This window comes from Arthrobacter sp. B055-34 (genome assembly GCF_059090425.1).
In genome coordinates this window covers 53,649-73,371 of sequence record NZ_JBNHFQ010000002.1, presented here as the reverse complement: position 1 = coordinate 73,371, position 19,723 = coordinate 53,649, and the positions used below count along the sequence as shown (strand labels likewise).

Genomic DNA, 19,723 nt, shown 5'->3' with positions numbered 1-19,723 from the left:
AGGCGGAAACCGCCTGGGTAAATCAGCTGGCGTTCAGCAGCCGGTCCAGCGCCACGCCCACCGCGGCCAGATGGTCGCGCATGGCGGCGCTGGCTTCGTCGGCGGAACCGGCTTCGATGGCATCGAGGATGCGGCGGTGCTCCACATCGGATTTCTGCTGGCGGCCGGCCACCATGTTCAGCGTCTCGGACTGGTGGGCCAGCGCATCGCGGATGTCCGCCACCACCGACTCGAACACGCGGTTGCCGCTGGCGCGGGCGATGGCGGAATGGAAGCTGGCATCGAGGCTGACCCAGGCCTCCGGATCGTCCTCGGTGCACATCGACTGGACGACGTCCCGCAGGAACGCGAGCTCCTCGTCGCTCCGGCGCTCGGCAGCCAGCCCGGCGGCCGGAACTTCGATGTGCGGGCGGGCCTCGGTCAGTTCCCGGGCGGAGTACTGGCCGAGGGTAAGGTCCGAGGCCACTCGGTCCGAGATCACGAAGGTGCCTTTGCCGGTCCGCGTCACCGTCAGCCCCAGGGACGCGCAGGACCGCAGCGCCTCGCGGATCACGGAGCGGCTGACGGCGTACTGCTGGGCCAGCGCGGCCTCGGAGCTGAGCTTGGTGCCGACCGGGAGCTTGCCTTCTTCGATGGCGGCGCGGAGGGAGCGCAGTACGGCCTCGGCGGCACCGACTCGGACAATGGGCTGTCCTGCTGTCCAGCTGTCTGACAGGTTCACGCAGAGAAATATGTCACGGGTCACACGCGCGTGTCAATTTCGTCCGCCGGACATCGGCTTGACCAGGCGGTTTGGCGTTAGCCGTTCATCCGGAGCACCGCTTTGACCAGCGGGCGGCCGGGATCGTCGGGCGCCCCTTCTGCCGTCAGGCGCAGGGCCTCCACGGCCTGCCCCATCGGATAGACGGTGATCAGGCGTTCACCGAGGTCGGGCATGGTGGACAGGAACGCGAGCGCGTCGTCAAAGTCCGAGCGGGTGGAGGCATAACTGGTCAGTACGGTGAGCTCCTTGCCGACCACCGTGTTCACCGTCTGCCGGGCACCCGTGGCATACATGGCCACGAGCACAAGTTTGCCGCCCGGCCGCAGCACCTCCACCGCGGAAGCCAACTGTTTGCCCGAACCGGACGCCTCGATCCAGACATCGGCGCTCTCCGGCTCGGGTTCGGTGGTGCTGCGCAGGCCGAGGCTCGCGGCAAGTTCCTGGCGTTGCTGATGGTGGGGCCCGGGCCGTCCCACCATCACGACGTCGGCGCCCAGGCTCCGGGCAATCAGGGCAGCAAGCAGCCCAACGGCCCGCGTAGTCGAAACCGCCACGCGGTCGCCGGGACGGATCTGTCCTACGGTGGCGGCGGCACGCCAGGCGACGGACGTGGGCTCGGCGAGCACCGCCGTCGTATCCGGGAGGCCCTCCGGCACCGCCAGCAGATTCTGCCATGGAACCAGGGCGGTCCGCGCTGCCGTTCCGTCACGGTTGAGCCCTAGGGTGCTGGGCCGGGCGCACTGCTGCGGCCGGTCGTCCAGGCATTCTTCACAGTCGCCGCAGCTGAGCATGGATACCGGAACAACGCGCGTACCCGGGGCCGGCCATTCCGGCACCAGCAGGCCGACGGCGGATACCACCCCCACGGCTTCGTGCCCGAGCACCGTGCCGGAGCGGACCCAGTCAAACGCCGGATCGGCATGGTAAACAACGACGTCGGCGCCGGAGAGTCCGCACAGCGTCACCTTGAGTTCCACCTCCTCAGGCCGCGGAGCGCGGGGCCGATGGGGGACGAGGGCAACGCCGCCCGGTTCAAGGCTGACCCGGGCGAGGGCGAGACCAGCGGATTTTGGGCCGGGGAGGCCAGCGGCCACTGGTGACGATGCCATGGCACACTCCTCCCTGGTTGTTGGCCCTCCATCTTCTCGTCCGATCCTAGTGCCGGCGGGTGGCCGCTAGCACTAAGACGGATCGGAACGGAAGGCGCTACCTATTCGGGCCAGGCGGAGTTCTGGATGATCTCCACGAAGTCCGTGCGGCGGAAACCGGGGCTGAAGTGCTCGAGCACATCCGCGTTGACGTTGCCGAAGGTGGTCTCCGGGCGGTGCTTGTTGCCGTCAGTGAAGGCGGCCAGGATCTGCCGCTTGAAGTCCGGCCGCGGATGGGCCGCGGTGACGGCGTCGATGTCGGTCCGGTCAAGGTCCTGATAGCCGATGCCCAGCACATCCGTCTCCACGCCGGCGGTCACCAGCGCGATTTCCGGATCCATGAATTCAGGCACGCCCGGGGTGGTATGCAGCGCGACGGCGGTCCACACCTTGGTCGCGTCAGCCTCCGAGCGGCCATGGTCCAGCAGGAAGGACTTGGCGGCGTTGGCGCCGTCGACCTCGAAGCGCAGCTTGTCCGTACCGTACTTATCGGTTAGGCCCAGGTCATGGAAAAGTGCGCCCACATAGAGCAGTTCGTGGTCGACGTCGAGGCCGAGGCGCTGGCCCTGGAGCGCGCCGAAGAGGAATACCCGCCGGGAGTGGTCGAACAGCAGGTCGTTGGTGGTGTCGCGGACCAGTTCGGTGGCGCTTCGGACGAGGTCGGTGTCCGGAACGGTGATGCCGGCGATGATTTCCGCCATGAATGTCTCCTTTGTCCAACGGCACGGAAGTGTGCCTGTATCCCATACTGTCCGGCGGGACGGGGGACCGGCCCCGTCCCGCCGGACGACATTCCCTCGGATTCGGCCATGGCGCCAGTGGCGTTCAGTCGTTTTTCGCCGTCGACCGGAAACGCTGCTGGTATTTCGACGGCGGCACGCCGATCCTCGCGATGAAGGTCCGCCGTAGCGCTTCGGAGTTGCCAAATCCGGAGCGTCCGGCCGCTTCTGTGACGCTGTAGCCCGCGTCGAGCAGGGCCTTGGCGGTGTCGAAGCGGATCAGTTCCACGTACTTCGAGGGAGTGGTCTGCAGTTCCTCGCGGAAGAGCCGGGTCAGATGCCGCACGCTCAGGTTGGCGTTGCGGGCAAGCACTGGGACAGAATGCTCCGCTGCAGGGTCGGCTTGGACGGCGTCAAGTACCGGGCGCAGTGGTGAGGACTTGGGCGGTTCCCCCTGCAACGGGGCAGAGAATTGCGACTGGCCGCCTGAACGCTGCATGTACACCACCAGCGAACGGGCTACCGCTCTGGCCAGATCCGGGCCGTGGTCGTCTTCGATCAGCGCCAGCGCGAGGTCGATTCCAGCAGTGACGCCGGCCGAAGTGTGGATTCCACCGTCACTGACAAAAATGGCGTCAGGCTCCACTTGCGTCGCCGGGTAGCGCAGGGCCAGCTGCTTGGTATGTTTCCAATGGGTTGTGGCGCGGCGGCCGTCGAGCAGCCCCGCCGCGGCAAGAACGAAGGCGCCCGTGCAAATGGAGGACATGCGCTGGGTGTTGCTGGCCAAATGCCCGGCGGCAGCGACCAGCCTGGCGGGAACCTGCTTCGTGGGCAGGACATCACCGCCAGCCACCAGGACCGTGTGGAAGCTGGCCGCTTCGGTCGCTGCGGCATCAACTGAAACCCGCATGCCCACCGAGGATTGGACGTCATTCCCATCGGGTGACAGAAGGACAAGTTCGTACGAGGCGCCGAGCAGATTCGCCTCGGCGAACGCCTCCGCCGGGCCGGCGACGTCGAGCAGCTTCACGCCGTCGAAAACCAGGATTCCCACCCGCACAGAAGTGCTGCGGCGTGCGGTTGCCATGGAGCCTCGATTCCGGCCAGCCCCTTTAGCCAGGTTGTCGGGCTGCCTTCGGTTATTCCATCACGAACGGACATCTCCCCGCTGGTTCTTACTGGGGGTTCGGTGCGCCGCGAGCCAGAGGGAAGCGCCAAGGATCGGGACGAAGAGGACCGCGCAGGCCCAGGCGGTTTTTGCACCGGGCGGGAAGTCGCTGCGGAGCACGCTGACCAGCGCGCCTGCGCTGAGGCACAGGGCAAACGGGCCGGCACATACAAGCCAGATCAGCTGGTCATACTCCAATCCGTATCCCCCGTTCCCTCGGTCGGTGTGGGGGTGCAATGCTGTCGGCGCCGGTTGGCCACGGTTTTCCCAACCCCCGTTTGCGAGTCTAGATTTCCAGCACGACGGGTGGCATCAGTCCGAAGGATGAGATCGATGACCGGCGCGTCAGCCCCAGGGACTGCACCCCGCGAGACGTTCAAGTCCACCTAATCCATTAACCATGGACGATGGCATTTTCCGGCGGAATTACGGGGTCCACACCCCTTGCTATTCCAGCAGAGGGGCTCCTAACCTGAAGGAGTTGGGGTCAAGCAGAGACCACGATCGGGCCGGCTGGGAACCGGCACGATCATCATCGCAAGCACTTTCGAGGGTCACCGCAGCGGAGGTTATGAGGTCCGCTGACATGCCGCATCCATGGCATGGATTTCTGCCTGGCTTATTGGGGAGCATCGCACTGCTCTGACTGAAGACCCGTTCACGGGTGGGGACGATCGAGTTCGATCGCGCATTGCTGGGGGAGTCCATGAGCTTTGTACTTGGCATTGATATTGGCACGAGCTTTTCCGCTGCGGCGGTCGCGCGCTTCGACGGTTCAGGCCAGTCCGCGCCGCAGGTGCTGAACCTGGGCGTACGCGGCGGGGCGGTGCCATCGGTGATCTTCCTCGGCGAGGACGGCCAGGTCCTGGTGGGCGAAGCAGCCGAACGTCGCGGAACAACCCATCCGGACCGGTTGGTACGTGAATTCAAGCGGCGTGTGGGCGATGCCGTTCCCATCGTCGTCGGCGACCTGTCCGTGGCACCCGAGGATATCGTCGCCACCATGGCACGTTGGGTGGTAGACCGTGCCCAGGAACGCGAGGGGGAACCGCCTGCCGCCATCGCTATTGCGCATCCGGCCAGCTGGGGCGGCTATAAAAGGGACCTGATCCGGCAAGCCCTGGCAGGCGTGGGACTTTCAGACGTCACGCTGGTCAGCGAACCGGAGGCTGCGGCGGTCCACTACGCCTCCCAGGAACGGGTCGATGAAGGCAGCACCATCGCCGTCTACGATCTCGGCGGCGGGACCTTCGACGCGGCCGTGCTTCAGAAAAGCAATGCGGAGACATTCCGTACGTTGGGGCGTCCCGAGGGACTTGAACGCCTTGGCGGCGCCGATTTCGACGACGCTGTCTTCTGCCACGTTGCTTCCTGCGCGGCGGACGCTCTGGCCGGTCTCGATATCACCGACCCAGGGGTGCTGATGGCGCTCGCGCGGCTCCGCCGGGAATGCACGGAGGCGAAGGAAGCCCTTTCCACGGATTCGGAGGCCTCCATCCCGGTACTTCTGCCGGGCGGCCAAAGCCAGATACGTTTGGTGCGCTCGGAGTTCGAAGCGATGATCGACGACGGCGTGCAGCAGACCATTGTGGCGCTCAAGCGTGCGATGCAGGCGGCAGACACCGATGCCGAAGACTTGAGCGCCATCCTCCTGATCGGCGGTTCTTCGCGCATCCCGCTCGTGGCCCAGCTGCTCTCGGCGGAGTTCAACCGCCCGATCGCTATCGACGCCGATCCCAAGGCTTCCATCTCGCTGGGCGCGGCGTTCTCGGCTGCGGCCATGCTGGCTCCGGCGGCTGCCGGAGCGCAGACTGCTCCGGACAGCCCGGCCGAGCCCGAGGAAGTAACCGCAGGCAAAGCGGCCGCGTGGCAAACAACTGGCCACAGTCACGGTTTCGGGACTGGCACCGGGACGGGTGCGCCAGTGGCGTCCGTCAAACCGGCGCACCCGCGGACCGGCGCCCGGATGACGGCGGTAGCGGCAACCGTCGCTACGCTCACCATTCTGACGGCCACAGCGGCCCAGAGTCCGGCGGAGATGAATTCGTTGGCGGCCGGGGCAGCGGGGACGCAGGCTCCGGAAGAGGAAGGCGGAGCGGGGACGGCTCCACCCGATGGCGCTGCCGGACCACAGGGATCAGGCGCGGGGGGACCGGCAGGAATGCCGGTCTTGGACGGCAGCGGCGGGGCTCCGATCACTGATAACTGGCAGGCGGTGGACGCCGACGCCGATCCGGTCACCGGGACGGCGCCCGCGGACGGGGCCTCGGGAGCAGTGAATAATGACGGCGGCACAGCCACAACGCCGAAGGGCTCCACTTCAGGCACAAACGCAGCCCGCCCGGACTTGCCGTCGAGCGCACCGAAGCCGACGACCAAGGGAACGAGCCCTTCAGCACCCGCGCCAGCCGCCGAACCGAACCAGTCCGCTTCGGAACCCGCCGACCCCGCACCGGCGCCGCCGGCAACCGGTCCCGCTCCGACGACGCCGGCCCAACCTCCGGCCACACAGCCGCCGACCACAGCCGAGCCGCCCGTGACGCCAGCTCCTGACGTCCCGCAGACCCCGGTGCCCGAACCACCCGCCCCTGAACCGACGGCTCCCGCCGCTGACCCGCCGGCCCCTGCACCTCCTGAACCTGCGCCTCCTGAACCCGCACCACCGGCGTCCACTGCGACCGAACCAGCAGCTGACCCGGTGCCGCCCGCGCCCGCTCCGGAGGCGCCCTCGACTGCGCCTGTTCCTGCGCCGGAGGGGTGACACGGTGGAGACAAGTCTTGCGGGCATCGGATCGCGCCCGCTTCGCCCTTCTGTTGCTGCCTCTTTTTTGGCCGAGGTAGCGGCCGCCCCGGAATCGCGGCTGCTGGCCGGTATCGTCGGTGCCGGCGGAACCGGGAAAACCGTCCTGCTGGACGACCTTGAGGCACAGTACCGAGCCATGGGACTCCATGTTCTGCGCAATTGCGTGGACCTCAGCCCCACGGATCTCGATCTCTGCAGGGTCAATGCACGTGGCGCGGTACTGGTCGATGATGCCCATGAGTTCAGCGATTCCGCCTTGGCCCAGCTCGGTTCGCTGATCGAGGAGCGGGACGTGAACCTGGTGGTGGCGTACCGGCCCTGGCCGCAGCCGGCCGCTTTGCGGCGTCTGTCAGCCACCTTGGAGCAGCACCACGCACCCGTGATCCTCGGTCCGCTGTCGAGCGAGGAAATCCGCGCGCGGGCTGCGGAAGTGCTCGAGGCTGCCCCCACGACGTCGCTCGTGGACAAGCTGGCGGAGGCTACCGCCGGCATGCCTTGGCTGGTGCATCTGGTTATGGAAGCGATCGGCCAGCATGGCAGCAGTGTCTTGTCTGAGCCGCACCGTTCACGCGGTCTGATGGACCAGCTTGGCTATGAGCTCGACAAGATCGACGGCGGGCTGTCCGACCTGCTGCTTGCCCTGAGCGTCGGTTTCGACCTCGCCGGGCAAATTCCGCCAGCTCTGGACCAGGCCGGGGAAAGTCTCGACCACCTGGTCACCAGGGCGCGGGCAGCGGGTTTGCTGCGCGCCGACGGCAAGCTGGTCCCACTGGTGCGCCAAGCCGTGCTGGCTGTGACGCCACCGTACCGGGTCCACGAGGCGCAGCGGGCTCTGGTGGATGCCTTTGCCGCAGAGGGACGTTCACTCGGCGAGGTCGCCCGCGGGCTGGCGCGGGGCGGATTGAGAGACCCGCGGATCGCCCATGCCTTGGAGCGCGAGGGCGACAACGTGCTGGCCGGGCAGCCTGCGCTCGCCTCTGCCCTCTATGACGAAGCGGGAGCCGCCGGCTCCGATGAACTTGCCACCGCGGCCCGCCGGGCACAGGCCGCCTCTGCCGTCGGCGATCTTGACGGCGCCGGCCGGATTCTGGATAACCTGCTCTCAAGCCAAGACGCACCCGACCTCGTCCGCGGCGTGGACGTAGCCGCCGCCACCTGGGCACAGCGGGGCATGCTGGCACGCAGCGCGGAAGTTTACCGGTGGCTGGGAGCGGACAGGGCAGGGCCCTCGGCTGCACTCGCCGCCGTCGCGATGATCGGCACCGGCGACCGCGACGGCGCCGAAACCATGCTCAAGTCGTGCGGACCAAGCGGTTCGCCCACGCTCGCCGCTGTCGCCGTCGGACTTATGGGGGAAGGGATCAGCGCGTCCATTGCGGCGCAGCCGGACCGCGCCCTGCCCGCGCTGATCCGGGCTTCGGACATGATGACGGCGTCCGGCAGCAGCATTCCGCTCCCGGACGTCCCGGCGGCGCTGGCTGCGCTGGTAGCGCTGCACAGCGGCGAACTGGCCGTGGCCGACTCTGTTTTGGACGATGCCTTGGCCGGAGAGCAGGCCGGTCCGGCGGCGCGTCCCAGGCTGTTGCTGCTGCGAGCTTGGACCGCCATGCAGCTTGACCGTCCGGACCGGGTTCGTGCGGCCATCGCCGAGGCCGCTGCCTGCGAGGGCGGACTCACACCCCGCGACGAACTGCTGTTCGACGCATTGGAAGTAGGCCTGGCCCGCCGTACCGATGACACCGCTGCCCTCGTCCACGCCTGGCAGCGCGCCCGCGAGCGTATCCTGCATGTCTCGGTGGACCTTTACAGCCTGCTGCCGTTCGGCGAACTGGCCGTCGCGGCAGCGCGGCTGCGCGATTCGGCCCGGCTGGCGCCGCAGCTCGCCGAGGCTTGGGCTGTGCTGGAGCGTCTCGGGGATCCTCCGCTGTGGTCGATTCCGCTGCGCTGGCACGCTGTCCAGGCCGCGATCTTGGCGGAGCGGCCGTCGGACCTTGCTCCCCATGCCTCGGCGCTGGTCCGTGCCTCCGGGAATAACCATCTGGCCTCCGTACTGGCGGCCGCCGGACGGTCCTGGGTAGCGGTCCTTTCCGGCCATATCGACGTCGACGCGGTCGAAGCTGCGGCACGCGCTCTGGCCGCGGTCGGGCTGACCTGGGACGGCTCTCGGTTAGCCGGCCATGCCGCCCCCCGCGCCGACGAGCGCAAGGACATGGCCAGGCTGCTCGCCTGCGCCCGGGATCTTCATCCCGGATCCGTGGTCTCGGTCAGCGCGGAGACCGAGCCCGTTCCCACGTTGCCGGCGGTCCGGCCCGCCGGTCGGCCGTCGGCAGGGCAGCCGGCTGGTGCCGCCTCGGAGGTCCTGAGTGGCCGCGAGCGTGAGGTGGCTCGGCTGGTGCTGGAAGGCAAGACATACCGTGAAATCGGCGCCGCGATCTTCATTTCGCCCCGCACTGCCGAGCACCATATCGCCAGGATCCGCCGCCGGTTAGGGGCAGCCACCCGCTCGGAGCTGTTGGCGCAACTGCGGCTGCTCCTCGGCGAGGAAGCGTCCGGTCCTCCCTAATGCTGGGGGACGTCCAAACCCCTATAGGGGGCAACCGCAACGGGGGAGATAACCCCGATGCAGGCCCTTCCACCCCGGACCTACGTTTGATGCAAGCCAGGCAACCAGCTCGGCGGATCCAAGTTCACACACCTTTTCAGATTGAGGGAATACCATGCCTACACTTGCGAGCACCCTTCTTGAATTCATTATGAACCTGCTCCGGGACCCCGATGCGGCCCACGCCTTCCGGGAGGATCCCGAGCGGGAGCTGGAGCACGCCGGCCTCAGCGACGTCTGCTCGGACGACGTTGACGCCGTTATGCCGGTAGTCCTGGACTTTGCCCCGGTTGGCGTCGGCGCCTCCTTCGACCGCGAGTACAACACCGGGGACAACTCCTCGCGGATTGACCACAACAATCCGGACAGCGACGGGGGAAACAACAACGACGGCGGCGGTGGCGGCCGTGATTGGAACAACGACAACGACAACGACAACCACCGTCCGGACCGGGATAACGACGACGACCACGGCCATCACCGGGACGACGATGACGACCACGGCCACGCCGTCCAGCAGTTGACCCACATCGTCAACGAGTATTCCTACACCTCCACGGTGGACGACCGGGACACCATCAACGACCAGTCCGTGAACCAGAACATCTGGGCCGACGGCGACGTCAACCAGTGGTTCGACAACGACGCCGTCATCGCCTCCGGTGACGACTCCGTGGCTGCCGGCGACGACGCGAACGTGGCCAACGGCGATGATTCCATCGCTGCGGGCGGAGATGTTAAGCAGGACAACTCCGAGGACAACTCCACCAACGTCGATGTCGAGGCCGATGGTGACGCCGACGTCGAAATCGGCAGCGAGGACACCACGATCATCGGCTCGTTCAACGAGGACAACGACGGCGTCGACGGCGACGACAACGAAATCGGCAACGAGGACAACGACGGCATCGACGGCAACGACAACGAAATCGGCAACGAGGACAACGACGGCATCGATGGCAACAACAACCATGTTGATGTCGACAAGACCGATGTCAATGTCGAGATCGAGGACTCCTTCCAGGACAACGACGGCATTGACGGCAACCACAACATCGTTGGCAACGAGGATTCCTTCCAGGACAACGACGGCATCGATGGCAACCACAACGATGTCGGCAACGAAGAGACCCATCTCGACAACGTCGGTAACGAAACCAACACCGAGATCAAGTTCGAGGACAACGACGGCATCGACGGCAACAACAACGACGTCGGCAACGAGGAAACGCACCTGAACGATGTCGGCAACGAGGAAACGCACCTGAACGATGTCGGCAACGAATTCGACCTCGAAGCCGAATTCACCAACATCGAAGACAACGTCGTCGTTACGGACAACGATGACAATGAGATCGAGAAAGGCAGCGCGCTCGTCGAAGACTGATCATCGGCTCGAAATTCACGGCTCACAGCCGGCCCGGCAGGAAGGGGGACCTGCCGGGCGGGTCTGTGCATTAGGCCGTCCGCACACAGGAGGAGACAGGTATGGCAGAGCTGGTCAAGCTCGTGGAGCAAAGCATCGCCTTGGCAGCGGACGCCGATCGGGCGGATCTGCGCCGCAGGCTGGAGCAAACCCGCCAGCGGGTGCTGGATCCGAATGTCCGTGTGATCGTTGTCGGCGAGTTCAAGCAGGGCAAGAGCAGGCTGATTAACGCACTCGTCAACGCCCCCATCTGCCCGGTCGACGACGATATTGCCACCTCCGTGCCGACCGTGGTCCGGTACGGGGACCCGGCCTCCGCCACCATCATGGTCCCCCGCGAGGGCAGCCAGGACGGCGACGGTGAACCCGAACTCGAGCGCCGCCAGGTGCCCATCGAGGACCTGGCCGGCTACGTGTCCGAGAACGGCAACCCCGGCAACCGCCGGCGCCTTGCCGCCGCTGAGGTTTCCCTGCCGCGGAAACTTCTCTCCGGCGGTCTGACCCTGGTGGACTCCCCCGGGGTAGGCGGCCTGAATTCAACCCATTCCTTCACAACCCTGACCGCGTTGCCGACGGCGGACGCCGTGCTGCTGGTCTCCGACGCCTCGCAGGAGTACACCGAGCCGGAGATCCGGTTCCTGCGACAAGCCATGCGAATCTGCCCAAACGTGGCTTGCGTACTCTCCAAAACTGACCTGTACCCGCAGTGGCGGCAGGTCGCGGAACTGGACCGGGGCCACCTGGATAATGTCGGCCCGGACATCCCGCTGCTGCCCGTCTCCTCCGAACTGCGCCTGTATGGTGCCCGGCATAACGACAGTGAACTCAACACCGAGTCCGGCTTTCCCGCGCTCGTGACCTATCTGCGCCAGGAAGTCCTTGGCCAGGCCGAACGGCTCCAGCGCCGCTCCGTCGCACACGACCTGCTCTCCAGCACCGAACACCTGCGCCTGTCGCTGCAATCCGAACTTAGCGCGCTTCAAAACCCGGAAGGCACTCCGCAGATGATCGCCGAGCTGGAAGCGGCCAAGGAACGCGCCGACGTGCAGCGCCAGCGTTCCGCGCGCTGGCAGACAACACTCAACGACGGCGTCAGCGACCTCATCGCCGATATGGAACATGACCTGCGCGATCGACTGCGCAGTATACAGCGCGACGCCGAACAGGCCATCGATGCAGCAGACCCGGGACGGGTCTGGGAAAAGTTCACCGAGTGGCTGGAACAACGCGTAGCCTCCGCCGTCTCGGACACCTTCGTCTGGACCAACGAACGCGCGCAATGGCTCTCCGGACAGGTCGCCGAACACTTCGCCCACGACGAAGTACCCCTGCCGGTCCTCCAGGTCGATGGCACCGACGACGTGCTCGACCCGGTCGTTCCCGTACCGACGCTGGACCCCGGCAGGCTCGGACCGATGCAGAAAATCCTCATCGGTATGCGCGGTTCCTACGGCGGCGTGCTCATGTTCGGCCTGCTCACCGGCATCATCGGCATGTCGCTGATCAACCCGCTCTCCGTCGGCGCTGGCCTGCTGCTCGGCGGCAAAGCCTACCGCGAAGACAAGGAAGCCCGGCTCAAACGCCGCCAAAATGAAGCGAAGACGCTGGTGCGCCGGCAAATCGACGAAGTCGTCTTCCAAGTCGGCAAACAGCTCAAGGACCGGCTTCGGCTGGTCCAGCGCGGCACGCGGGACCACTTCACCGAAATCGCCGAGGAACACCACCGCTCCCTGTCGGACTCCGTGCTTGCCGCGCAAAAAGCCGCGGCCAGCTACACGCTCGAACGCGAACAGCGTATCCGGGACATCAAGGCCGCGCTCAAGCGCGTCGAGGCGCTGCGCCAACAGGCACAGGCGCTGGAGGCCAAGCCCGTCCCGGCCGGACGCGCATGAGCGGCACCGGCAACACCGACGTGACGGAGCTCGTCCAGGAAGCCCTCCGGGCCTACAACGACGACCCGGCAGCCCGCGGTGCCCTGGAGGGTTATGCCCGACGGTTGGACGAGCCGCTGCGCGTGGCCGTGGCCGGCATGGTGAAGGCCGGCAAATCCACCCTGCTCAACGCCGTCATCGGAGAAGAGATCGCCCCCACCGACGCCGGTGAATGCACAAAGGTGGTGACGTGGTACCGCTACCGGGACACACCGCGGATCACCCTGCACCCCGTCGACGGGCAACCTCGGGGGCTGCCGGTCAAACGCGCCGGAGGCAGGCTGGTCTTCGACCTGGGCGCTACCCGCGCGGAGGAGGTTGACCGGCTGGTGGTGGATTGGCCCGCGAAGAGCCTGCGCGATCTCACCCTGATCGACACTCCGGGCATCGCTTCACTCTCCGGCGACGTCTCCGCCCGCTCCACGAACTTCCTCATGCCCCGGGACGCTCCCTCCGAAGCGGACGCCGTCGTCTACCTGATGCGGCACCTGCACGCCACCGACCTGAAGTTCCTGGAGGCCTTCAAGGACACTGCAGCAGGCCAATCGGGGACGGTCAACGCGCTCGCGGTGCTGTCCCGTGCAGATGAAATCGGCGCCGGACGGATCGACTCGCTGCTTTCGGCGGGCGAGATCGCTGAGCGCTACCGGCGTGACGGCACGCTGCGGTCGCTGGCCCTGGGCGTCGTTCCTATCGCCGGGCTGCTGGCCCAAAGTGCTCGCACCCTACGCCAAGCAGAGTTCACTGCATTGCTGGAACTGGCCAAGCTGGGCCGGGCGGAACGCGAACGCATGCTGCTCTCCGCTGACAGGTTTTCCCGTCCCACCGAAGGACTGAAAGCCGACCCCGAGGTCCGGGCGGCTCTGTTGGAACGCTTCGGCCTGTTCGGGATCCGGATGTCCACGGCTCTCATCCGGGGCGGCATCAGCGAGCCGACGGCGCTGGCCCACGCGCTCGCGCGCCGCAGCGGACTGGACGACCTGCTGGGCCTGATGTCCGGCCAGTTCCAGGCTCGCGCCGCGCAGCTCAAGGCGCGGACCGCCTTGGCCGGGGTGGAGGCCCTTCTCCGTGAGCGGCCCCGGGCCGGAACGGAGCGGGTGGCAGCATTGCTCGAACGGATCCAGGCCGGTGCCCATGAATTCCGGGAGCTGCGGCTGCTGGCTACCGCGCGGACAACGGGCCTCGACCTGCCCAAGGAGCTGGCGGCAGAGGCCGAACGCCTGATCGGCGGCCGGGGGATGCTGCCGGCGCTCCGGCTCGGCCTGCCCGAGGACATGCCAGCGGAGGCGCTGCGGGCCGAAGCCCTGGCCAGCCTGCGCCGCTGGCGCACACTGGCCGAGAACCCGATGACCGACCGCACTGCCGTGGAAGCTTGCCATATTGTGGTCCGCAGCTGCGAGGCGGTCCTTGCCGGGATGCCGGATGCCTCAGCCCCGCGGCCTACCGTACGTCTCGTGCTTGGCGCGGAACCAAGCGTCGGCGCCGGGCAGCAGGCTGACCAGCAGCGCCGCACAGGCTAGCACCACCTGCGCTATCAGCGCCCAGCGGAGGTACATTTCGCCCTCGCCCGGAGCCACCAGGAAAGCGTCCGCCAGGACCGCTGCTCCACCGTGGAGCAGTATGACCACCAGCTGGACCCACCGGATCCCGCCGCGCCGGCGCATCAGCGCGCGCAGCAGGAGTGCCTCGACCACAATGATGAGTGCCAGGGCTCCCAGGCTGCCCCAGTGCACTAGGGCAGCCGCTGCATCGACCGTCGCTTCGTCCTGGGCAGGGTCAACCTCGGTCACGATCTCGCGGAGCCGCTCCAACCGGTCGTCGCGGGATAGGTAGGCAAAGGCGATGGCCACCCCGCCAAGCAGGAAGCTCACCAGCCACAGGGATCTCGCCGCCTTCACCATGCCGGTAGGAGGCAGTGCCTGCCCTATGGGCGGCGGGGTCCGGTCGGACAATTGCGGTCTCGGCGGCCGTCCCGGCAGCGAGGCGCCAGCTTGGGCCGGCCGGGCGGCGTCTGTCCGTCCGCCGGCAGCGGCAGGATCGTTGGTTCCCCCATCTTGAGCCATGCTCGTAATCTAGTGGCGGCCGCCACTCCTCGTCCACCTTTTCCCGCCCTTCATTCCGGGTTTACCCTGTGTTGGCGTGCCGGATGCAACCAGGGCCCAGCATCGGTCCAGGGGGATATTGACCACCAGGATGAAGGAAGTTCAATTCGTATGGCATCACGCATCACCACGCTTCTGACCGGGTCAGCCGCGGCCACCGCCGTCGGGCTGTCTCTGCTCGCAGCGCCTGCCGCCGTTGCCCAGCAGACCGGGCCGCAGACCGCGCCGCAGACTGGAACAGCAGGCTCCGCCGCGCAGGACACCGCGGCCAGCAGCCAGGCCGAAGCTCCGCTGCTCATCGGGCACCGCGGCGCCGCCGGCACGGCACCGGAGAATACCGTTGCCGCGTTCAAGGACGGCCGGGCCTCCGGTGCAGACTTCTTCGAGATCGACGTCCAGCTCAGCGCCGACGGAGTTCCGTTCCTCTTCCACGATGACACTCCGGCCCGCACCACCAACGTCGAGGGCGTCTTCCCGGACCGCGCAAACGATCCGATCACGTCCTTCACCTGGGCGGAGCTGCAGCAGCTCGACGCTGGCGCCTACTTCGGCGAGGAATTCGCCGGCGAGCGCATCCCGCATCTGGACGATGCCGCCAGGGTCGCCACCACCGAGACCGGCGTCTACATCGAGATCAAGTCCCCGAAGAACTCGCCGGGCATCGAGCAGCTGGTCGCCGATGAGCTGCGCACCGATAAGAAGTGGCAGAAATTGGTAGCCGCGGACAAGATCCAGGTGCTCAGCTTCGACGAGGCCTCCAACCGGATCTTCGCCTCCATCGCCCCGGAGATCGAGCTGCAGCAGCTCTCCAGCACCGTTCCCGGACCGGAAACCCTGGCCCAGTGGGCCGATTTCGCCGATTCCGTGGGCACCAACTACCGCACGCTGAACGCGCAGAACGTCGCCGACGTCAAGGCCGCCGGTCTGGTTATCGGCGTCTACACCGCCAATTCCCCGGAGGCCGTCCAGCACTCCATCGACCTTGGCGTCGACGCAGTCACCGGGGACTTCCCGATCCAGACCGCCCGCTACCTCGACGGCGGGAAGCCCTTCCCCTCGGCGAACGGCGTCGAAATCGTGGACTCGGTCAACAACCCGGCCGGCAGCGACGTCCAGGCGGAAACCGGCGAGCACGTGCTCCTGCGTAACACCACCGGACGCAGCATCGATGTCAGCGGCAGCATCATCCGTGACGCGGCCAACAACATCCTCGCCATCGGCGACGGCTACGTCCTGGCCCCGGGCGCCGAGCTGCGCGTCTACACCGGCCCCGGCACCAACACCGCGGAGAGCTTCTACAACAATGGCACCGCCTCGGTGCTGAACAACGGCGGCGACTCCGTGGCGCTGTGGACCCCGCAGGGCCAGCTGCAGGACGTTTTCGCCAACTGAAGAACCTAACTACGTACGACGGCGGCACTCAAGGTGGGAAGGAAATCTCACCGGGAGGGCCGCCGTCGTTGTTCTGGATCGTGTTCAGCAACAACCGCCGCCGCAGCAGCTTCCGTCACAGCCAGGGTCATCGCAGCAGGGGCACGCCTTCTGGGTGTGCATCAAGGTTCACCTCCTTTCTGCTTTCCGGACCGGGCGGACACCACGTGCCAGGGGCCGGATCCGGGCAATCTGTGCCGTGCAGCTGGTCGGCCATGGCCTGCAGATCGGAGCGCAACCGGGTGAGGCGGTCCAGCTCCCTGTCCAGCTCGCCGATCCGCCGGCGGAGCAATGACTCTGCCGGTTCACAGGGGCACCGGCCAGTGTCCCGGACGTCGAGCAGATCGGCTATCTCTGCCAACCGCAGGCCCAGCCGCTGGCAACCTTGGATAAACTGCACGCGGTCCGCGGCGCTGGGCGGATACAACCGGTAGCCCGCGGGGGACCGGTCCGGCGGCGGAAGCAAGCCCGCGCGCTCGTAGTAGCGGAGCGCATCGGTGGAGACGCCGACAGCCTTGGCCAACTCGCCAACTTTCAGCGCGTGAGGCGCCTGTAAGCCAGTCATGGCTTCAGCTTAAACCTTGGAGCCCACTCCAAGGTCAACAAAAAACCCCGTTCCTGCCCACGGCTTTTGTCCGGTTATTTTCCCGCGCCCGTCCACTCCAGCAGCCGCTCCAAAGGCCATGTATTAATGATCCGTTCCGCCGGGACACCGTTCCGCGCGGCGCGCTCAGCCCCGTACTGGAGGAAGTCGAGCTGGCCGGGCGCGTGGGCGTCGCTGTCAATGCTGAACAGGCAGCCGGCGTCCAGGGCAAGCTGGATCAGGTTGTCCGGCGGATCCTGCCGCTCGGGCCGCGAATTGATCTCGACGGCGACATCGTGTTCGGCGCAGGCGGCAAACACCCGCTCGGCGTCGAACTCCGATTCCGGGCGGGTGCCCCTCGACCCTTTGACCAGGCGGCCCGTGCAGTGGCCCAGCACATTGGTATGGGGATCGGTGACGCCGCCCAGCATTCTCTTGGTCATAGTGCGCTTATCGGAGCGGAGTTTTGAATGCACGCTGGCCACCACAACGTCCAGCTGCTGCAGCATGGTGGGAGTTTGGTCCAGCGTGCCGTTTTCGAGGATGTCGACCTCGATCCCGGCCAGCAGGCGGAAGCCGTCGGCTGCATCGTTGATCTCCGCGACTACGTCCAACTGCTCGGTAAGCCGCTTGGCACTTAGCCCGTTGGCGATCTTCAGATTGGGGGAGTGGTCGGTCAGCGCCAGGTAGTCCCGTCCCAGCATCCGGGCTGTGTCCGCCATGGTCTCGATGGGGGACCCGCCGTCGGACCAGTTGCTGTGGCTGTGCAGATCGCCGCGGAGTGCCGAGCTCAATTCCGCCCCGCCTTCGGCCAGCGGTTTGGCCGAACGTTCCCGCAGCTTCGCAAGGTAATCGGGCACCCCGCCGTCGACCGCCTGGCTGATGACCTCGAACGTTCTGCTGCCGATCCCCTTCATGTTCTTGAGCCGGCCGTCACGCGCCCGGGCCGCGAGCTCCTCGGGCTCCAGGCTGCGAATGGCGGTGGCGGCCTTGCGGAAAGCCTGCACCTTGAAGCTGGGAGCAAGCTCGCGTTCGAGCCAGAAAGCAATCTCATTGAGTGCGGCGACAGCATCCATGGCTCCATCTTCCACCAAGGAGCACCGCCGCGCCGCTCCAGAGGAAAATCTCCCATCGGCACTTGGACCGCGGGCCGTTCAAATGGTGATAGCAACCTTTCCGCGGACCTTGCCGTCCTCAAGGTAACGCAACGCGTCGGGGACCTCGGCCAAAGGGAAGGTCTTGTCGATACCGGGCTTGAGCTTCCCTGCCTCGATGAGCCCGGTCAGCTCTTCGAGGTCGACGGAGCGTACCTTGCCGATAAACATGGTCAACCGCTGGCCGACGAAGGGCGACAGGAGCAGGGCCCCCAGTTGCCGGTTCATGCCGCCCGTCAGGTTTCCGCCTTCTTCCCCGCCGGTGATGACGGCGGTTCCGGCCGGGGTCAGCGCACGGCGCAGCCGGGTGAGCGAGGGGTTCCCTGCGATGTCGAGGATCAGATCGTAGCGGCTGGCGCCGTCGGCAAAGTCTTCGCGGGTGTAATCGATGACGCGATCGGCACCCAGGGAACGAACGACGTCGAGCTTTGCGGTACTCGCCACGCCGGTGACGTGCGCCCCGAAGGCCTTGGCCAGCTGAACCGCGAAGGATCCCACCCCGCCGGACGCACCGATGACCAGCACTTTCTGCCCCGGCTCGATCCTGCCGGCGTCGCGCAGGCCCTGCAATGCGGTGACCGCTGATACCGGAACGGCGGCGGCCTGCTCGAAAGTGAGGTTTGCCGGCTTGATGGCCAGTTGGTCCTCGCGGGCCACTGCGTATTCGGCAAAGGAGCCGCGGCCGCTTCCGAACACTTCGTCGCCGACGGCGAACCTGGCAACTGACGGTCCGGCTGCAACCACGATGCCCGCGAGGTCCATACCCGGTATTGGGTTTTTGGGTTTGCGAAGCCCGAAGGCCAGCCGGGCCAGGTAGGGCAGTCCCCTTGTCAGGTGCCAGACGCCGCGGTCCAGCCCGGCCGCCCGCACCCGGACAAGTACTTCGTGCTCCGCGGTAACGGGGCGTGGAACCTGCGCAAGGTGCAGGACTTCCGCGGAGCCGTAAACGTCCTGCGCGATGGCCCGCATGGCGGTTTCCCCCTTCGCCGGGCTGTTCTTCAGGGTTCCCTTATCCACATGCTCTGCACGAGATGCCATGGCCGTTTCCTTTACTCATGAAGTGCGGCAAAGATGCCGTACTAAGTACGACGAGAGTATCGTACAGTGTACGAAAATGCGATAGGCTTAACTGAATGCTTCAAGAAACAATTGGAACAGGCGAGGAACGCTCTCCTTTAAGCAGGGAGCGGGTACTGCGCGGAGCCATCGCCATCGCCGACGAAAAGGGCCTCGCGGCACTCACCATGCGTTCGCTGGCGCAGGAACTCGGAGCCAAGCCGATGTCGCTCTACCATTACGTGGCGAACAAGGACGAGATGCTCGATGGCGTTGTGGACCTCGTCTTCAGCGAGATCGAGCTGCCGTCTTCTGCGGGGGACTGGCGAGCCGAGCTACGGCGCCGGGCGGATTCGGCGCGGCAGGCACTGCAGCGGCACCCGTGGGCAACCGCCCTGATGGAGTCACGCACTACGCCGGGGCCGGCCACCCTGCGGCATCACGACGCCATCCTCGGCACGCTGCGGGCGGCGGGCTTCTCCGTAAAGATGGCCGCCCACGCCTACTCCCTGCTCGACGCGTATGTCTACGGTTCCGTGCTGCAGGAAGCCGCGCTGCCTTTCAGCGGGCCGGATACCGTTGCCGGCGTCGCCGAACCGATAGTGCAGCTCTTTGCCGAGGGCGAGTACCCCCACCTCATGGAAATGGCGACTGAACACGTGCTGAAACCTGGTTACGACTTCGGCGATGAATTCGAGTTCGGGCTCAACATGATCCTGGACGCGCTCGCGGCAGCCCTCCCCGGGAACCCTTCCTGATTTCCCGGACCGGTGCCCGCTATCCACGACGGCGGATAACGGGCTTCGGCTAGACGGCCGGGCAGAGTCGGCTGAGCCG

At 66.6% G+C, this 19,723-nt stretch carries 16 protein-coding genes; 7 read left to right on the top strand and 9 right to left on the bottom strand.

Annotated features, from left to right (window positions below):
• Positions 1 to 22: 22 nt before the first annotated feature.
• From AC5RWO_RS03440 to AC5RWO_RS03420, 5 genes are all read right to left on the bottom strand, one after another.
• Positions 23 to 721: a FadR/GntR family transcriptional regulator gene (locus tag AC5RWO_RS03440; protein ID WP_498729423.1), complete on the bottom strand. Its 699-nt coding sequence runs from the start codon at positions 719 to 721 to the stop codon at positions 23 to 25.
• Positions 722 to 798: 77 nt separating this feature from the next.
• The gene (locus AC5RWO_RS03435; protein WP_498729422.1) at positions 799 to 1,872 is read right to left on the bottom strand and encodes a zinc-dependent alcohol dehydrogenase; all 1,074 of its coding nucleotides are present in this window, start codon (positions 1,870 to 1,872) and stop codon (positions 799 to 801) included.
• A 101-nt stretch (positions 1,873 to 1,973) separates the two neighbouring features.
• Positions 1,974 to 2,612: an HD domain-containing protein gene (locus tag AC5RWO_RS03430; RefSeq protein ID WP_498729421.1), complete on the bottom strand. Its 639-nt coding sequence runs from the start codon at positions 2,610 to 2,612 to the stop codon at positions 1,974 to 1,976.
• Positions 2,613 to 2,736: 124 nt separating this feature from the next.
• The gene (locus tag AC5RWO_RS03425; RefSeq protein ID WP_498729420.1) at positions 2,737 to 3,717 is read right to left on the bottom strand and encodes a GlxA family transcriptional regulator; all 981 of its coding nucleotides are present in this window, start codon (positions 3,715 to 3,717) and stop codon (positions 2,737 to 2,739) included.
• A gap of 60 nt (positions 3,718 to 3,777) precedes the next feature.
• On the bottom strand, positions 3,778 to 3,996 hold the full coding sequence (locus AC5RWO_RS03420) for a PLD nuclease N-terminal domain-containing protein (protein ID WP_498729419.1): 219 nt from the start codon (positions 3,994 to 3,996) through the stop codon (positions 3,778 to 3,780).
• 508 nt (positions 3,997 to 4,504) lie between these two features.
• On the opposite strand from AC5RWO_RS03420, the gene AC5RWO_RS03415 reads away from it, so the two are divergent.
• From AC5RWO_RS03415 to AC5RWO_RS03395, 5 genes are all read left to right on the top strand, one after another.
• Positions 4,505 to 6,559, top strand: coding sequence for an Hsp70 family protein (locus tag AC5RWO_RS03415; protein ID WP_498729418.1), 2,055 nt, complete (start codon positions 4,505 to 4,507; stop codon positions 6,557 to 6,559).
• A 4-nt stretch (positions 6,560 to 6,563) separates the two neighbouring features.
• A complete protein-coding gene (locus tag AC5RWO_RS03410) occupies positions 6,564 to 9,164 on the top strand; it encodes a helix-turn-helix transcriptional regulator (RefSeq protein WP_498729416.1) in 2,601 nt (866 codons plus the stop codon).
• A gap of 154 nt (positions 9,165 to 9,318) precedes the next feature.
• Positions 9,319 to 10,590 carry an IniB N-terminal domain-containing protein gene (locus AC5RWO_RS03405; protein ID WP_498729415.1) on the top strand — a complete coding sequence of 424 codons (1,272 nt, stop codon included), beginning with the start codon at positions 9,319 to 9,321 and terminating at the stop codon, positions 10,588 to 10,590.
• Positions 10,591 to 10,691: 101 nt separating this feature from the next.
• Complete coding sequence (locus AC5RWO_RS03400) at positions 10,692 to 12,521, top strand: dynamin family protein (protein ID WP_498729414.1); 1,830 nt, start codon at positions 10,692 to 10,694, stop codon at positions 12,519 to 12,521.
• Positions 12,518 to 14,080, top strand: a complete 1,563-nt coding sequence (locus tag AC5RWO_RS03395) for a dynamin family protein (RefSeq protein WP_498729413.1) — start codon at positions 12,518 to 12,520, stop codon at positions 14,078 to 14,080. The genes AC5RWO_RS03400 and AC5RWO_RS03395 overlap by 4 nt, the downstream gene beginning before the upstream one ends.
• On the opposite strand, the gene AC5RWO_RS03390 is transcribed toward AC5RWO_RS03395, so the two are convergent.
• Complete coding sequence (locus tag AC5RWO_RS03390; RefSeq protein ID WP_498729411.1) at positions 13,988 to 14,623, bottom strand: hypothetical protein; 636 nt, start codon at positions 14,621 to 14,623, stop codon at positions 13,988 to 13,990. The genes AC5RWO_RS03395 and AC5RWO_RS03390 overlap by 93 nt on opposite strands.
• A 150-nt stretch (positions 14,624 to 14,773) precedes the next feature.
• Between AC5RWO_RS03390 and AC5RWO_RS03385 the strand changes: the two genes are divergently transcribed.
• The gene (locus tag AC5RWO_RS03385; RefSeq protein ID WP_498729410.1) at positions 14,774 to 16,054 is read left to right on the top strand and encodes a glycerophosphodiester phosphodiesterase family protein; all 1,281 of its coding nucleotides are present in this window, start codon (positions 14,774 to 14,776) and stop codon (positions 16,052 to 16,054) included.
• A 127-nt stretch (positions 16,055 to 16,181) separates the two neighbouring features.
• On the opposite strand, the gene AC5RWO_RS03380 is transcribed toward AC5RWO_RS03385, so the two are convergent.
• The 3 genes from AC5RWO_RS03380 to AC5RWO_RS03370 all read right to left on the bottom strand — a co-directional run bounded on the left by AC5RWO_RS03380 (position 16,182) and on the right by AC5RWO_RS03370 (position 18,868).
• Positions 16,182 to 16,658, bottom strand: a complete 477-nt coding sequence (locus tag AC5RWO_RS03380) for a heavy metal-responsive transcriptional regulator (RefSeq protein ID WP_498729409.1) — start codon at positions 16,656 to 16,658, stop codon at positions 16,182 to 16,184.
• 74 nt (positions 16,659 to 16,732) lie between these two features.
• The gene (locus tag AC5RWO_RS03375) at positions 16,733 to 17,752 is read right to left on the bottom strand and encodes a PHP domain-containing protein (RefSeq protein ID WP_498729408.1); all 1,020 of its coding nucleotides are present in this window, start codon (positions 17,750 to 17,752) and stop codon (positions 16,733 to 16,735) included.
• Positions 17,753 to 17,830: 78 nt separating this feature from the next.
• Positions 17,831 to 18,868, bottom strand: a complete 1,038-nt coding sequence (locus tag AC5RWO_RS03370) for an NAD(P)-dependent alcohol dehydrogenase (RefSeq protein WP_498729406.1) — start codon at positions 18,866 to 18,868, stop codon at positions 17,831 to 17,833.
• A 95-nt stretch (positions 18,869 to 18,963) separates the two neighbouring features.
• Here AC5RWO_RS03370 and AC5RWO_RS03365 point away from each other — a divergent pair, with 95 nt between their 5' ends.
• A complete protein-coding gene (locus AC5RWO_RS03365; RefSeq protein WP_498729405.1) occupies positions 18,964 to 19,644 on the top strand; it encodes a TetR/AcrR family transcriptional regulator in 681 nt (226 codons plus the stop codon).
• Positions 19,645 to 19,723 lie beyond the last annotated feature (79 nt).

Coding starts and splice junctions, on each gene's coding strand:
- AC5RWO_RS03435 (WP_498729422.1), bottom strand. CDS start 1,872: ATGGCATCGTCACCAGTGGCCGCTGGCCTCCCCGGCCCAAAATCCGCT.
- AC5RWO_RS03430 (WP_498729421.1), bottom strand. CDS start 2,612: ATGGCGGAAATCATCGCCGGCATCACCGTTCCGGACACCGACCTCGTC.
- AC5RWO_RS03425 (WP_498729420.1), bottom strand. CDS start 3,717: ATGGCAACCGCACGCCGCAGCACTTCTGTGCGGGTGGGAATCCTGGTT.
- AC5RWO_RS03415 (WP_498729418.1), top strand. CDS start 4,505: ATGAGCTTTGTACTTGGCATTGATATTGGCACGAGCTTTTCCGCTGCG.
- AC5RWO_RS03405 (WP_498729415.1), top strand. CDS start 9,319: ATGCCTACACTTGCGAGCACCCTTCTTGAATTCATTATGAACCTGCTC.
- AC5RWO_RS03400 (WP_498729414.1), top strand. CDS start 10,692: ATGGCAGAGCTGGTCAAGCTCGTGGAGCAAAGCATCGCCTTGGCAGCG.
- AC5RWO_RS03395 (WP_498729413.1), top strand. CDS start 12,518: ATGAGCGGCACCGGCAACACCGACGTGACGGAGCTCGTCCAGGAAGCC.
- AC5RWO_RS03390 (WP_498729411.1), bottom strand. CDS start 14,623: ATGGCTCAAGATGGGGGAACCAACGATCCTGCCGCTGCCGGCGGACGG.
- AC5RWO_RS03385 (WP_498729410.1), top strand. CDS start 14,774: ATGGCATCACGCATCACCACGCTTCTGACCGGGTCAGCCGCGGCCACC.
- AC5RWO_RS03380 (WP_498729409.1), bottom strand. CDS start 16,658: ATGACTGGCTTACAGGCGCCTCACGCGCTGAAAGTTGGCGAGTTGGCC.
- AC5RWO_RS03375 (WP_498729408.1), bottom strand. CDS start 17,752: ATGGATGCTGTCGCCGCACTCAATGAGATTGCTTTCTGGCTCGAACGC.
- AC5RWO_RS03370 (WP_498729406.1), bottom strand. CDS start 18,868: ATGGCATCTCGTGCAGAGCATGTGGATAAGGGAACCCTGAAGAACAGC.
- AC5RWO_RS03365 (WP_498729405.1), top strand. CDS start 18,964: ATGCTTCAAGAAACAATTGGAACAGGCGAGGAACGCTCTCCTTTAAGC.